This is a genomic window from Rhodopseudomonas sp. P2A-2r, from assembly GCF_026015985.1.
Classification (GTDB): domain Bacteria; phylum Pseudomonadota; class Alphaproteobacteria; order Rhizobiales; family Xanthobacteraceae; genus Tardiphaga.
In genome coordinates this window covers 4250990-4263702 of the sequence record NZ_CP110389.1, presented here as the reverse complement: position 1 = coordinate 4263702, position 12713 = coordinate 4250990, and the positions used below count along the sequence as shown (strand labels likewise).

At 66.1% G+C, this 12713-nt stretch carries 10 protein-coding genes and 2 pseudogenes; 7 read left to right on the top strand and 5 right to left on the bottom strand.

The annotated features are described in order from the left end of the window. Positions 1-42: 42 nt before the first annotated feature. Genes ONR75_RS20675 through ONR75_RS20665 form a run of 3 tightly spaced genes read right to left on the bottom strand, consistent with a single transcriptional unit; the run spans position 43 to position 2450 of the window. Positions 43-690, bottom strand: coding sequence for a hypothetical protein (locus ONR75_RS20675; protein WP_265078904.1), 648 nt, complete (start codon positions 688-690; stop codon positions 43-45). A 13-nt stretch (positions 691-703) separates the two neighbouring features. Beyond that, positions 704-1660: an alpha/beta fold hydrolase gene (locus ONR75_RS20670; protein WP_413776529.1), complete on the bottom strand. Its 957-nt coding sequence runs from the start codon at positions 1658-1660 to the stop codon at positions 704-706. Between the two features lie 37 nt (positions 1661-1697). Then, positions 1698-2450: an SDR family oxidoreductase gene (locus ONR75_RS20665; protein WP_265078902.1), complete on the bottom strand. Its 753-nt coding sequence runs from the start codon at positions 2448-2450 to the stop codon at positions 1698-1700. Positions 2451-2697: 247 nt separating this feature from the next. Between ONR75_RS20665 and ONR75_RS20660 the strand changes: the two are divergent. The 4 genes and pseudogenes from ONR75_RS20660 (at position 2698) to ONR75_RS20645 (ending at position 7960) form a co-directional block, all read left to right on the top strand. Further along, positions 2698-4264, top strand: a pseudogene (locus tag ONR75_RS20660) (winged helix-turn-helix domain-containing tetratricopeptide repeat protein). A gap of 262 nt (positions 4265-4526) precedes the next feature. Further along, positions 4527-6014: an IMP dehydrogenase gene (guaB, locus tag ONR75_RS20655; RefSeq protein ID WP_265078901.1), complete on the top strand. Its 1488-nt coding sequence runs from the start codon at positions 4527-4529 to the stop codon at positions 6012-6014. 177 nt (positions 6015-6191) lie between these two features. Continuing rightward, a complete protein-coding gene (locus tag ONR75_RS20650; protein WP_265078900.1) occupies positions 6192-6824 on the top strand; it encodes a hypothetical protein in 633 nt (210 codons plus the stop codon). A gap of 110 nt (positions 6825-6934) precedes the next feature. After that, on the top strand, positions 6935-7960 hold the full coding sequence (locus ONR75_RS20645; protein WP_265078899.1) for an NADP-dependent oxidoreductase: 1026 nt from the start codon (positions 6935-6937) through the stop codon (positions 7958-7960). Positions 7961-7971: 11 nt separating this feature from the next. On the opposite strand, the gene ONR75_RS20640 is transcribed toward ONR75_RS20645, so the two are convergent. Beyond that, the gene (locus ONR75_RS20640) at positions 7972-9255 is read right to left on the bottom strand and encodes an MFS transporter (RefSeq protein ID WP_265078898.1); all 1284 of its coding nucleotides are present in this window, start codon (positions 9253-9255) and stop codon (positions 7972-7974) included. Positions 9256-9359: 104 nt separating this feature from the next. On the opposite strand from ONR75_RS20640, the pseudogene ONR75_RS32900 reads away from it, so the two are divergent. Next, positions 9360-10069, top strand: a pseudogene (locus ONR75_RS32900) (ArsR/SmtB family transcription factor). A 19-nt stretch (positions 10070-10088) separates the two neighbouring features. Here ONR75_RS32900 and ONR75_RS20630 read toward each other — a convergent pair. Continuing rightward, positions 10089-10799 (bottom strand): acriflavin resistance protein, encoded by a 711-nt coding sequence (locus ONR75_RS20630; protein ID WP_265078897.1) that lies wholly within the window; start codon positions 10797-10799, stop codon positions 10089-10091. Between the two features lie 173 nt (positions 10800-10972). Here ONR75_RS20630 and ONR75_RS20625 point away from each other — a divergent pair, with 173 nt between their 5' ends. Continuing rightward, positions 10973-11326 carry a hypothetical protein gene (locus ONR75_RS20625; RefSeq protein ID WP_265078896.1) on the top strand — a complete coding sequence of 118 codons (354 nt, stop codon included), beginning with the start codon at positions 10973-10975 and terminating at the stop codon, positions 11324-11326. Between the two features lie 56 nt (positions 11327-11382). Continuing rightward, complete coding sequence (locus tag ONR75_RS20620) at positions 11383-12690, top strand: RsmB/NOP family class I SAM-dependent RNA methyltransferase (protein WP_265078895.1); 1308 nt, start codon at positions 11383-11385, stop codon at positions 12688-12690. Positions 12691-12713: the final 23 nt, after the last annotated feature.

The following is a 12713-nucleotide window of genomic DNA, read 5'->3' as shown; positions in this document are numbered from 1 at the left end:
CGTTGCAAACCCCCAGTATCAGCGGCCAAGGCGTGGCAGAAGTCACTCTGCGAACGGAGCAAGGCTTACGAAATCGACGGTGGACGGCGCTTTGTAGTTTGCCACAAAACGCTCGCCGAAATCTCTCACAAAATTATCGTAGGTCGTTTCAGGAGTCGTCCTGGCAATATGGCAAAGGCAGCTACTCATTCGCCGCTTCATGTCCAGCCGGGGAAAATTGTCCACGATCAGCGCGATCTCGCCGGACGGGATCGCGTTGTATTGCAGTCCGATGACGTCGAGGCAGATTCCGGCGGTGCATAGCGCCACCTCGCTCTCCTTGTATAGTCCGATCGATGGCGTCGAGTTGAGCGCGACGCTGTCCCAGATCAGTTGCGCGCGATGCGTGTCGAACCCGTGCGCGATGGCAAAGCATCGCGCCAGGTCGGCGCCCTCTACCTCGAAGCGGCGCGGACCGGCGAAGCTCTCGTTCAGTGTGATGTCGTGCAGCAGCGTGCCCACGGCCAGCACCTCGGCGTCGTGGTCGATGGCCTGCAGCTGTCCGAGTCGGACCGCGAACAGCCAGGAACGGACGACGTGGTTGAACAAATAGGGCTCGCAGTGATGCCGCGCATGATCGATGGTGGCATCGACGACAGGCGTGTCGGGAACGACGACGCCTGCGAGCGTCCGATTGACGGCTTTATCCACGTTGCCGACTCCATCAGCCCCTGATGAACTTGAGCAGTTCGGCGTTGACCTGGTCCTGATGGGTCGCGGTGATACCGTGGGGAGCGTCGGGATAGTAGACGTCCTTCGCACCCTTGATCAGCTTCGCCGATTTGCGCGCCGAATCCTTGACCGGGACAATCTGGTCATCCTCGCCGTGCAGCACCAAGGTTGGAATGTCGAACTTCTTGAGATCCTCGGTGAAGTCGGTCTCGGAGAACGCCTTGACGCTCTCATAGGCGTTCTTGGTGCCGGCCTGCATGCTCCATAGCCAGAACTGGTCGAGCGTGCCCTGCGAGACCTTGGCGCCCGGCCGGTTGGCCCCGTAGAAGGCAATGGCGAGGTCCTTGTAGTATTGCGAGCGGTCGCCGGCGACGCCGGCGCGGATGCCGTCGAACACTTCGATCGGCAGGCCTTCCGGATTGGCCTCGGTTTTCAACATGATCGGCGGCACCGCGGCGATCAGTACCGCCTTGGCGACGCGCTTGGTGCCATGGCGGCCGATGTAGCGGGCGACTTCACCACCGCCGGTGGAGTGACCGACGAGCGTGGCGTCCTTGAGATCCAGCGCTTCGATCACCGCCGCGAGATCGTCGGCATAGCCGTTCATGTCGTTGTGCTCGGAGGCCTGGCTGGAGCGGCCGTGGCCGCGGCGGTCATGAGCAACGACGCGAAAACCGTGCTGCGCCAGGAACAGCATCTGGCCGTCCCAGGCATCGGCATTGAGCGGCCGGCCATGGGAGAAGGTGACGACGGGACCCTTGCCCCAGTCCTTGTAATAGATCTCGGTGCCGTCCTTGGTGGTGATCGTGCTCATGGTTTTGCGTCCTTGATGGCTAGGGAGCGGATGCGGTGCTTGCTGGCTGAATGCCGGCGTTGACTCTGCGAGTTGAAGTCCGATGGTGGCGCCGGCGACCAGTCCGCCGAAGACGACGTCGCGGCGCGATGCAATGGCAGGAGCGGGGTATGGTCGTTCATGGCGTGCTTCTTCATTTCGCGGGGTGGGCCGCGAGCCAGTCGGTGAAAAGGGTCGGCCCCAGCCGTGCGTGATCGCCGGGTGTGAGCGATTGATCGTTCAGCGCGAGGCCGAAGTAGCGGGCGTGGATGTCGGCGATGACACGGCGTGTATCGCCGCGGGCGGCGAGGAATTGCTGGGCAAACTGGTCAAGGCCGAGCCGCTCCGGTCCGGCCACCTCCACCATGCCGTTGAGCGGCGTGGCCAGCGCGAACTCCGCCACCGCGGCGGAGACATCGCCGGCCGCGACCGGCTGGAAATCGGCAGGCGACAGCCGCACGGTGCCGCCGTCGATGCTGCTCTGGATGATCGCTTCGATGAATTCGAAGAACTGGGTGGCCCGAACAATCGTGTACGGAATGCCCGACTGTTCGATCAATCGCTCCTGAGCCAGCTTGGCGCGGAAATAGCCGCTGTCCTGCAGGCGATCGGTGCCGACGACCGAGAGCGCGACATGCCTGCCGACGCCGGCCGCGGCCTCGGCGGCCAGCAGGTTGTGGCCCGAGGTTTCGAAAAACGCCATGGCGGCGTTGTCCTCGAACGAAGGCGAATTGGCGAGATCGATGACCGCCTCGGCGCCATCGAGCGCTGCGGCAAGGCCTTCGCGGGTGATCGTGTTGACGCCGCTCGACGGCGATGCCGCCGTGACCTCATGCCCCTGGCGCCTGAGCCGGGTCACGACGTTAGAACCGATCAGTCCGCTCCCGCCGATCACTACGATCTTCATAGGAAATGCTCCGTCTGATGACCGTTGCGATCATCGCTCCGGGAGAAGGATGACAGTCGGGGCGCAGGAAGACTTTGCCGCCATCCTGTTTTTTGTATGTGAAACCCTTGTGGCTGCGTCCAAAGGACCTTCAAAAAGAGGTAGCGCGGAACGCCGGCCATGTTAGGAAGATGCGGAGAACCGATGCCAGACCAAGCGGCGGCCAGGTTTTTTGGCGCGCCGGCATATGGATTCAGGGAGCACCGGCGTGGCATTCGCGTTCGAGGATTTTGTACTCAATCCCGACCTGCGGGAATTGGTGCGGGGAACGGAAGAAATTGCGCTGGCGCCGCAGGTCTTCGACCTGCTGCTGCACCTGGTCCGGAACCGCGAGCGCGTGGTCAGCAAGGACGATCTGCTGCAGGCGGTTTGGGGTGGTCGGATCGTCTCCGAATCCACCCTCACAAGTCATATCAATGCGGCGCGCAAGGCGCTCGGCGACAGCGGCGGCGAGCAACGCCTGATCCGCACCATCGCGCGCAAGGGCGTGCGCTTTGTCGGTGAGGTCAGGGATATCCAGGACCCGGTCGGCGTCATGACGATCGGTGCTGCGGCAGGCGATGCGCCAGCGCTTGCTCTTCCCGACAAGCCGTCCATTGCGGTGCTGCCGTTTCTGAACCTGAGCGGAGAGCCGGACCAGGACTATTTCACTGACGGGATGGTGGAGGACATCATCCTCGCTCTGTCGCGCATCCGCTGGCTGTTCGTCATCGCGCGCAATTCCAGCTTTACATACAAGGGCCGCGCCGTCGACCTGAAGCAGGTCGGCCGCGAACTCGGCGTGCGCTATGTGCTGGAAGGCAGCGTTCGCCGATCGGCGAGCCGAGTCCGCATCACCGGGCAACTCATCGACGCGACGACCGGCGCGCATCTGTGGGGGAGCGTTTCGAGAGCACCGTCGATGACATCTTCGATTTGCAGGAACAGGTCGCGGCAAGTGTGGTCAGCGCCATTGCGCCGCAGCTCGAGCTCGCGGAGATCGAGCGCGCCAAGCGCAAGCCGACCGAAAGCCTCGACGCCTACGATTATTACCTGCGCGGCCTGACCCGGTTTCATCTGGCGACCAAAGCCGGGCTCGATGAAGCCTTGCAGCTGTTCTACAAGGCAATCGAACTCGACCCCGAATATGCGTCTGCCTACGGGATGGCGGCGTGGTGCTATTACTGGCGCAAGATGAACCGCTGGATCACCGATCGCGCGGCGGAGGGGAGGAGGCCGCGCGGTTGTGCCGAAGCGCGGTGACGCTGGGCAAGAACGATGCGGTGGCGCTCACCAGGGGCGGTCACACCTGGCCGCATTTCGGCGGCGATCTCCTTAGCTGTGTTGCCTATGTGGACAGGGCACGGGTGCTCAATCCCAACTTGTCCACGACCTGGTATCTCGGCGGCTTCCAGCGCATTTCGCTCGGCGAGCACGACGCTGCCATCGACCACTTCGAGCGCGCCATGCGGCTCAGCCCGCTGGATCCGGAGACGTTCCAGATGCAGACCGGCATCGCCATGGGCCATCTGTATTGCGGACGCTTCGACGCCGCCCTGGCATGCCTGGAAAAGGCATCGCACGAAATGCCCAATATTCTGCGGGTGGCGGCCTTCGTGGCAGCCGGCCACGCGCTGGCCGGCCGTAGTGATGATGCGCGCAATGCCATGGTGCATGTGCGCCGGCTTGATCCGACCCTGCGGCTCAGCAATCTCGATGACTGGCTGCTGGTCCGCCGCCCTCAGGATTTTGCCATGGCCTCGGAAGGCCTGCGCATGGCCGGATTGCCGGAATGAGCGGGGTCTGGGGTTGGGGGCGCCAGGGCAGCCGATGGGGGCGCTCCGGCCGCCGCGCCCGCGTCGCCACCCATCTTGGTGCGATGCACTCAAAATCCCTGTGCATGGCTGCCAAACGCTTTGAATCGTCACGACAGCATGCTATCGACCACCGCCAACCCTCCCGATGGGCTTCGATTCGACGACGATGCACCGCATCGCCGGCAAATTGGCTCATCCTGCGGTTCGAACGCGGCAAATCAGCCGCTTATTGGAGTTGGCGATGGCGGTTATTCATAAGATTCGCGAAGCATTCACGTTCGACGACGTGCTGCTGAAGCCGGCTTTGTCCGACATTCTGCCCTCGGACGCCGACATCCGCTCCTTCGCCACCCGCGCCATTCCGCTCAACATTCCGATCATCGCTTCGGCGATGGATACCGTGACCGAAGCCCGCATGGCCATCGCCATGGCGCAGGCCGGCGGCATCGGCGTGATCCACCGCAATTTCGACGTCGAAGGCCAGGCCGCCCAGGTGCGGCAGGTGAAGAAGTATGAATCCGGCATGGTGGTCAATCCGCTGACCATCGGCCCCGACGCCATGCTCGCCGACGCGCTGGCGCTGATGAAGGAGCACGGCTTCTCCGGCATTCCGGTGGTCACCGGCGCGAGCAAGGGCGTCCCCGGCAAGCTGGTCGGTATCCTCACCAACCGCGACGTGCGCTTCGCCACCGACCCGCGGCAGAAGATTTCCGAACTGATGACCCACGAGAATCTCGTGACGGTGCGCGAGGGCGTCAGCCAGGACGAAGCCAAGCGCATGCTGCACCAGCATCGCATCGAGAAGCTGCTCGTCGTCGACGACCAGTATCGCTGCGTCGGCCTGATCACCGTCAAGGACATGGAGCACGCGGTCGCGCATCCGCTGGCCAGCAAGGATGCCCAGGGCCGGCTGCGCGTCGCCGCGGCAACCACCGTGGGCGAGGGTGGCTATGAGCGCACCGAACGGCTGATCGATGCCGGCGTCGATATCGTCGTGGTCGACACCGCGCACGGTCACTCGTCGCGCGTGCTCGACGCGGTGAATCGGATCAAGCGGCTGTCCAACGCCGTACAGGTGATCGCCGGCAACGTCGCCACCACCGAGGGCGCGCAGGCGCTGATCGATGCCGGCGCCGATGCCATCAAGGTCGGCATCGGTCCGGGCTCGATCTGCACCACGCGCATCGTCGCCGGCGTTGGCGTGCCGCAGCTCACCGCGATCATGGATGCGGTGGAAGCCGCCAAGAAGCACAACATTCCGGTGATCGCCGACGGCGGCATCAAGTTCTCCGGCGATCTCGCCAAGGCGCTGGCCGCCGGCGCGGACATCGCCATGGTCGGCTCATTGCTGGCCGGCACCGACGAGACCCCCGGCGAGGTGTTCCTGTGGCAGGGCCGCTCTTACAAAGCCTATCGCGGCATGGGCTCGGTGGGCGCCATGGCCCGCGGCTCGGCCGATCGGTACTTCCAGCAGGACATCAAGGACACGCTGAAGCTGGTGCCCGAGGGCATCGAGGGGCAGGTGGCCTACAAAGGCCCGGTCGCCAATGTGATGCATCAGCTGGCCGGTGGCCTGCGCGCGGCGATGGGCTATGTCGGGGCCAAGAACCTGACCGAGTTCCACGAAAAGGCGGAATTCGTGCGCATTACCAGCGCCGGCCTGCGCGAAAGCCACGTCCATGACGTGACCATCACCCGCGAAAGCCCGAATTACCCCGGCGGTGCTTGATTGCCGCGGGCGGCGCATAGCCGCTTTCCCCGCAAATTGAGCCCCACAGGGGCGCGAAAAGGCGCTAGGATGGCCTGCCACCTGACGCTGCCACGTGCAGCGGGCCCGTCTTCGGGCGTGTGGCGCGGTTTTCAGAGAATCATCTCACCGTAAATTCAGAAAAGAATGTTGAACGCTATGGTCGATTGGACAGACGACAGGATCTCCGCCCTTTCCACGCCGGACCTGAAGAACCTGCGGGTCAATGCGGAGCGCAAGTCCGTCGACGAGCTGATTGCCAAGTGCACCGCCGAACTGGAGAAGCGCCAGGCCAACAAGCCGCGCAGCGCCGGCGCCAAGCCGCGCAGCCCGTCGAAGGAGTTCGAGCACCAGATGGCCGGAGAGCTGGCTGTTGTCGGCAAGGAGATGGCGGCGAAATACGACCTCTCCGAGGAGACTGCCAAGGCCAATTCGGTCGGCGTCAAGGGCTTCAAGTCGCACAAGCTGCTCGATGCCAAGGGCTATGCCAAGCTCGGCGGCATGCAGCGCGACGGTTCGGTGGCGGTGGATCGCTACATCTCCTATCGCCGCGGCAAGGACATCGTGTCGCTCAGCGTGTTCCTGCTCAAGGACCAGCCGGTTGAGGAACATGAATTCCAGGTGATCGCGCCGCTGACCATGCTCGATGGCGGCAAGCCGGTAGCGGAGATCCGTCCGACCGCGACCGAAGCGCAGAAGCAGTCCGCCGATGGCGGGCTGGCCTTCAAAGACCTGCCGTCCGCCGCGGCCGCCTTCGACAAGGTGCTGGCGAAGATCACCGCCGCAGCCTGACGACTGACGACAGCATTGACGGATCTGACGCGGCGCGCGAGTTTTCGCGCGCCGCGTTTTTGCGAGGCCCCGTCAAGAAACGCCAACGAACCGAAACAGAGGAAAGATCCATGTCCGCATCAGCCAGGCGCATCGTCCTTGCCGCACGCCCCCACGGCGCGCCAAAACCCTCCGACTTTCGCAGCGAGGATTACACCGTGCCCACGCCGGGCGAGGGCGAGGTCCTGCTGCGCACGATCTGGCTGTCGCTCGATCCCTATATGCGCGGTCGCATGAGCGATGGACCGTCTTACGCGGCGCCGGTGCCGGTGGGCGGCACCATGGAAGGCGGCACGGTCTGCGAGGTGATCGCCTCCAACAATCCCGGCTTCGCCAAGGGCGATATCGTGCTGGCACATAGCGGCTGGCAGACCCATGCGGTCTCTGACGGCAAGATGCTGCGCAAGATCGATCCGGCGCTCGGCCCGGTGCAGACCGCGGTCGGCGTGCTCGGCATGCCCGGCATGACCGCCTATACCGGGCTGCTGGACATCGGCCAGCCCAAGGAAGGCGAGACCGTCGTGGTGGCGGCGGCCTCGGGCGCGGTGGGCTCGGCGGTGGGCCAGATCGCCATGGTCAAGGGTGCGCGGGCGGTCGGCATCGCCGGCGGCAAGGACAAGTGCGACTACGTGAAGAACGAGCTCGGTTTCGCCGACTGCATCGATCATCGCGATCCGGATTTTGCGGCGAAGCTGAAGGCGGCGTGTCCCGATGGCATCGACGTGTACTTCGAGAATGTCGGCGGCGCGGTGTTCGAGGCGGTGTTTCCGCTGTTCAATGCCTTTGCGCGCATGCCGGTGTGCGGGCTGATCGCGCAGTACAACGACACCGAGAGTTCGGTGCCGAAATGGGCCGGTGCCATGATGCGCAACGTGCTGACCAAGCGCCTCACCATTCGCGGCTTCATCGTCAGCGACTTCGCCGGGCGCCGTCAGGAGTTTCTGCGCGACATGTCGCAATGGGTGAAGGAGGGCAAGGTGAAGTACAAGGAGTTCGTCACCGAAGGCCTCGACAGCGCGCCGGAGGCCTTCATGGGCCTGCTGAAGGGCGCCAACTTCGGCAAGCAGCTGGTGCGCGTCGGGCCGGACAAGGCGTAAGCGTTCAGCCGTCAACGGCTCCGACCGGCGAGCAGGGCTGCGATCGCCAGTGCCTGGATGATCGCCGCCGTGACGAACAGCCAGGGCGCGGCGCCGGCTGCGCCTGCGCCGGGCGCCCATTCGCGGATCAATCCGAAGACCGCCGGCGCGAAGGCGTAGGTCGCCTGGCCGATGGCGACGATCAGCGGCACCACGCGCGGCACGTCCTCCCGGACGAATTCGACCTGCGCGATCAGCGGCGGCAGCGAGGTGGCATTGCCGATGCCGGCGCCGAACAGCACGATGCCGAGCAGCAGCAGCGGCACGCTGTCGCCGCCGGCGAGCAGGAAGGCGAGCGAGCCGGCGATCTGCACGCCATAGCTGGCGCAGGCGACCAGTCGGCGGTCGCAGCCTGCGGGCATCAGCCAGCCGACCAGCGACCGCCCGGCAATTGCCGCCGCGGTGGCCGCGCCGGCGGCAATGCCGGCGATCTGCGCGCCCATCACCGGGACCAGCAACGAGAACAGATGCGCCAGCAGGCCGATCTGCGCGAACAGGCCGAGCGCCATGCCGGCCGCGAGGGTGACGAAGCGAACGTTGCGCCACAGAAGGTTGCCGGCAAGCGGGCGCGCTGTAGGCGAAGCGCTGGAGATCGTTGGCGTTGCGATGAGATCCCCGTCCGGCGCCAGCCCCATCTGCTGCGGCGATCTGGCGAAGTACAGATCCGCCAGGATCCAGACCGCGACAACCATGACCGCGCCGATCAGCGCTGCCGCCAGCGGAAACCCCAGCCATCCGATCGCGGCGCCCCACAGCGGCGAGAACACCACGCCGCCGATGCTGGCACCGTTATAGGCCTGCGCCAGTGCCGCCGGACGCTTGCGGTCGAACCAGGGTGCCACGATCGCGTTGACCGCGGCGGCGCCGAGCGCCACCCAGCCGGCGCCGCTGAGCAGCGTCGCCGCGAACAGCTGCCATGGCTGTGCGGCCAGCGCCCAGCCGGTGACGCCGAGCGCCAGCGCGATGGCGCCCATCTTCGTAACGGTCGGGATGCCGAACCGCCGATACAGGCCGGGGAGGTTGGCGATCACCATCGCGCCGAACAGGTAGTGCGCAGTGACGGCCGAGGAAACCAGCGCCAGCGACCAGCCGCGTGCCTCGCGTACCGCATGCAGATAGATCGGCGGACCGTAGAAGCCGAGCCCCCAGCCGAACACCGCCAGCGTGAAGGCCGCGGCGACCACGCGCCAGCCATAAAACAGCGTCGTGCCGCCCATTGTTTTCGCCTGCCGCGCAGTTTCCGACTCGATGTCCATCTCCGACAGTCATGTGGGAAAAAACGAACGAATGCTTCGGCCGAGGCCGAAGCATTCGGCGCCGACCCGGCCTAGGATGCATGGGAATCGAAGAGGTCCACGCGATGCCCAGCCAAGCCATGTTCGCCGAGATCGCGGCGCTGTCGGGCGACCCGGCGCGCGCCAGCATGCTGCATGCGTTGATGGACGGCCGCGCGCTGACCGCGACCGAACTGGCGAGGGCCGCCGGCGTCACGCCGCAGACGGCGAGCGGGCATCTGAGCCGGATGACCGCGGTCGGACTGTTGAGCGTCGAGCGGCAGGGCCGGCATCGCTATCACCGGCTGGCGACGGCATCGGTGGCGCGGATGCTGGAGAGCATCATGCAGGTGGCCGCGGATCTCGCGCCCGATCGCTCGCATCTCTCGGTCGGGCCGCGCGACGCGGCGATGCGCAAGGCGCGCACCTGCTACGATCATCTGGCCGGACAACTCGGCGTGGCGCTCGCCGATTCCTGATCGCGCGCGGCCATGTCGAACTGGCCGGCGACGCCGGCGTTCTGACCGACGCCGGCATGGCTTTCCTCGCCGGCATCGGGCTCGACACCGCGCCGTTGCTGGCGCGGCGAACGGCGCGCTCCGGCCGCGTGCTGTGCCGCCCGTGTCTGGACTGGAGCGAACGGCGGCCTCATCTGGCCGGTGCGCTGGGCGCCGCGATCTGCGCGCACAGCCTGGATCAGGGATGGACCAGGCGGCTGGACGCGACACGTGCTGTACTGATCACGCCGAAGGGCGCGCGCATCTTTCGCGACACGTTTGGCGCGACGATAGGCTAGATCCGTTGCGCTTCCGGCGTCAGATCACCCGGTAGCGGATGGCATAGACATCGTCGGCCCGCGTCGGCGCAGCGGAACGGGCGGTGGCGACCTCGTCGACCAGATGCCACGGGCCGAATTCGGCTGACTGGCTGGGGCTCGGCGCCAGCCGCAGCCGGAACAGCCGCTGTGCCTGGCCGGGCAGGTTGAGGATCACGGTGCGGTTGGCGGTGCGAAACACCAGCGGCACCGAGCCGCGCAGAATGCTCTCGCCGGCGCTGGTGAAGGTGGGGCCCTCGCGCAGGCTGGCCAGCGTCTGGTTACGGTCGGTATGCAGCTCGATCTGGGTGGCCGATGTGTCAACTTGGGCGGCCACCGCATCGGGCAGCCGGATCTCGAACTCGATCGCGGGTTTCGAGGCGATCATGCCGAGGTAGTTCAGCGCGGCGTGGCGGACATCGGAGACCGCGAAGGCGAGCAGCACCAGCGCCGCCACCGCGCCGACGCCATGGCGGACGAGATCGCGCGACGAACGGTATCCGCTGTGGAAATATAGCGACAGCGCGATGGCCACCGCCACCGCGGTGGCGGCGCCGGCAAGGCCCGACATCAGCAGGCCGCCCCATCCGTCCGGATTGTCGTCGGCGACCGCCATGAGGTGGTTGAGTTCGCTCGTTACGCCCGAGACGGCATGGCCGAATGTGCCGGCCAGCCCGGTCATGCCGTTGAAGAGTGTGTCCAGGTCGGTCATCGCGACATCTCGCTGGGCCGTATCGAACCCGGGCAGGGCATCCGCCTGGGAAGCGCGGTTCCCATCTTGGTCGTGGCGGCGCATGCTGCGGTTCATCGCGGCTTCAGGCCTTAATTGTCATGCGGTGGGGCGGCGGCTATAGCGTAGGCGTCAAGGGACACTGGGGGCGATTCATGTCGGTTCAAATGGTTTTGCTGCCGGTGTTCGTGCTGGTGGCGTTGACGCTGGGAGCGTGGTTCTGGACCGGCAGGCGCGGGGCGGCGACCGGCCGCAACGATGCCGCCGACGCGCCGTATACGGCGTCGCAGCTCGATCTGCTGTTCTACGCCCTGGTCGCGCTCGGCCTGCCCCTGCGAAAGATCGATCTGGCGCTGGTCTGCCTGTCCTGGGTGTTCGTCGTCACGCGCTTCCTCAGTGCCGGTATCTTCGGTGCTGGCAACGGCCGTTCGCAGGGCTTCCTGGCCGGCGCGCTGGTGCTGCTGGCGATGTGGTTCTACTTCGCGCTGCGCATGCTGCTGCTGCTCTGACGGCGCAAGCGCGCCCGAAGGCGTGACTGCGCCCGTTTCTCCGTTGAAAGATTGCTATGACTCCCGCCGCAAGACTGTCCGCCGCCATCGAGCTGATCGAGGCCATCGAGACCCAGCGCATTCCCGCCGCCAAGGCGCTGAAGGAATGGGGCACCGCGCACCGTTTCGCCGGCTCCGGCGATCGCGCAGGCATTGCCGGCCTGGTCTGGGACGTGCTGCGCCGCCGCGCCTCCAGCGCCTGGATCATGGACAGCGACACGCCGCGCGCCCGCGTGCTGGGCATGCTGAAGGCCGAACGCAAGATGGACGTCGACGCCATCGGCGCGCTGTGCGACGGCGGCCGTTTCGCGCCGTCGGCACTGACCGACACCGAACACGCCGCACTGGCGTCGCGCACCGTGGCCGACGCGCCGCCGCACATCGCCGGCGACTATCCGGAATGGCTCGACGGCCATCTCACACAGGTGTTCGGCGACGACCGCGTGGCCGAAGCCACCGCCATGGCCAGCCGCGCGCCGCTCAACCTGCGCGTCAACACGCTGAAGGCCAAGCGCGACAAGGTGCTGGCGTCGATGAAGCATCTCGGCGCCGTGGAGACGCCGTGGTCGCCGATCGGGCTGCGCATCGATCTCGGCGCCGACGCCCGCAATCCCGGCATCCATGCCGAGGAGGATTTCATCAAGGGCGCCGTCGAGGTGCAGGACGAGGGATCGCAGCTGGCGGCGCTGCTGTCGGGCGCAAAACCCGGCGAGCAGGTGATCGACCTTTGCGCCGGCGCCGGCGGCAAGACCCTGGCGCTGGCGGCGATGATGCAGGGCAAGGGCCGGCTGATCGCCACCGACAGCGACAAGCGCCAGCTTGCGCCGATCTACGAGCGGCTGTCGCGCGCCGGCGTGCATAATTGCGACATCCGCACCCCCAAGGGGCCGGACGACACGCTCAGCGACATCCATGCCTCCGCCGACCTGGTGGTGATCGACGCGCCGTGCACCGGCACCGGCACCTGGCGCCGCAATCCCGACGCCAAATGGCGGATGCGCCCGGGCGCGCTTGAGGTCCGCATCAAGGACCAGGTCGAGGTGCTGGAGCGGGCGGTGCATCTGGTGAAGCCCGGCGGCCGCATCGCCTACATCACCTGTTCGGTGCTGCCGCAGGAAAACAACGAACAGATCCGCGGCTTTGTCGCCCGCCACCCGGATTTCTCGGTGGTACCGGTCGAGCAGGTCACCTCGGTGCTGTGGGACAAGGCCGAGGCTTTTGCGGCCGTCACCCTGCAGAGCCCCGAGGGCCTGCTGATGACCCCGCGGCGGACCGGGACTGACGGGTTTTTCGTCTCGGTGTTGGCGCGCAAGAAGGCGGAGTAGGGCTTTTCTCCCTCTCCCGCTTG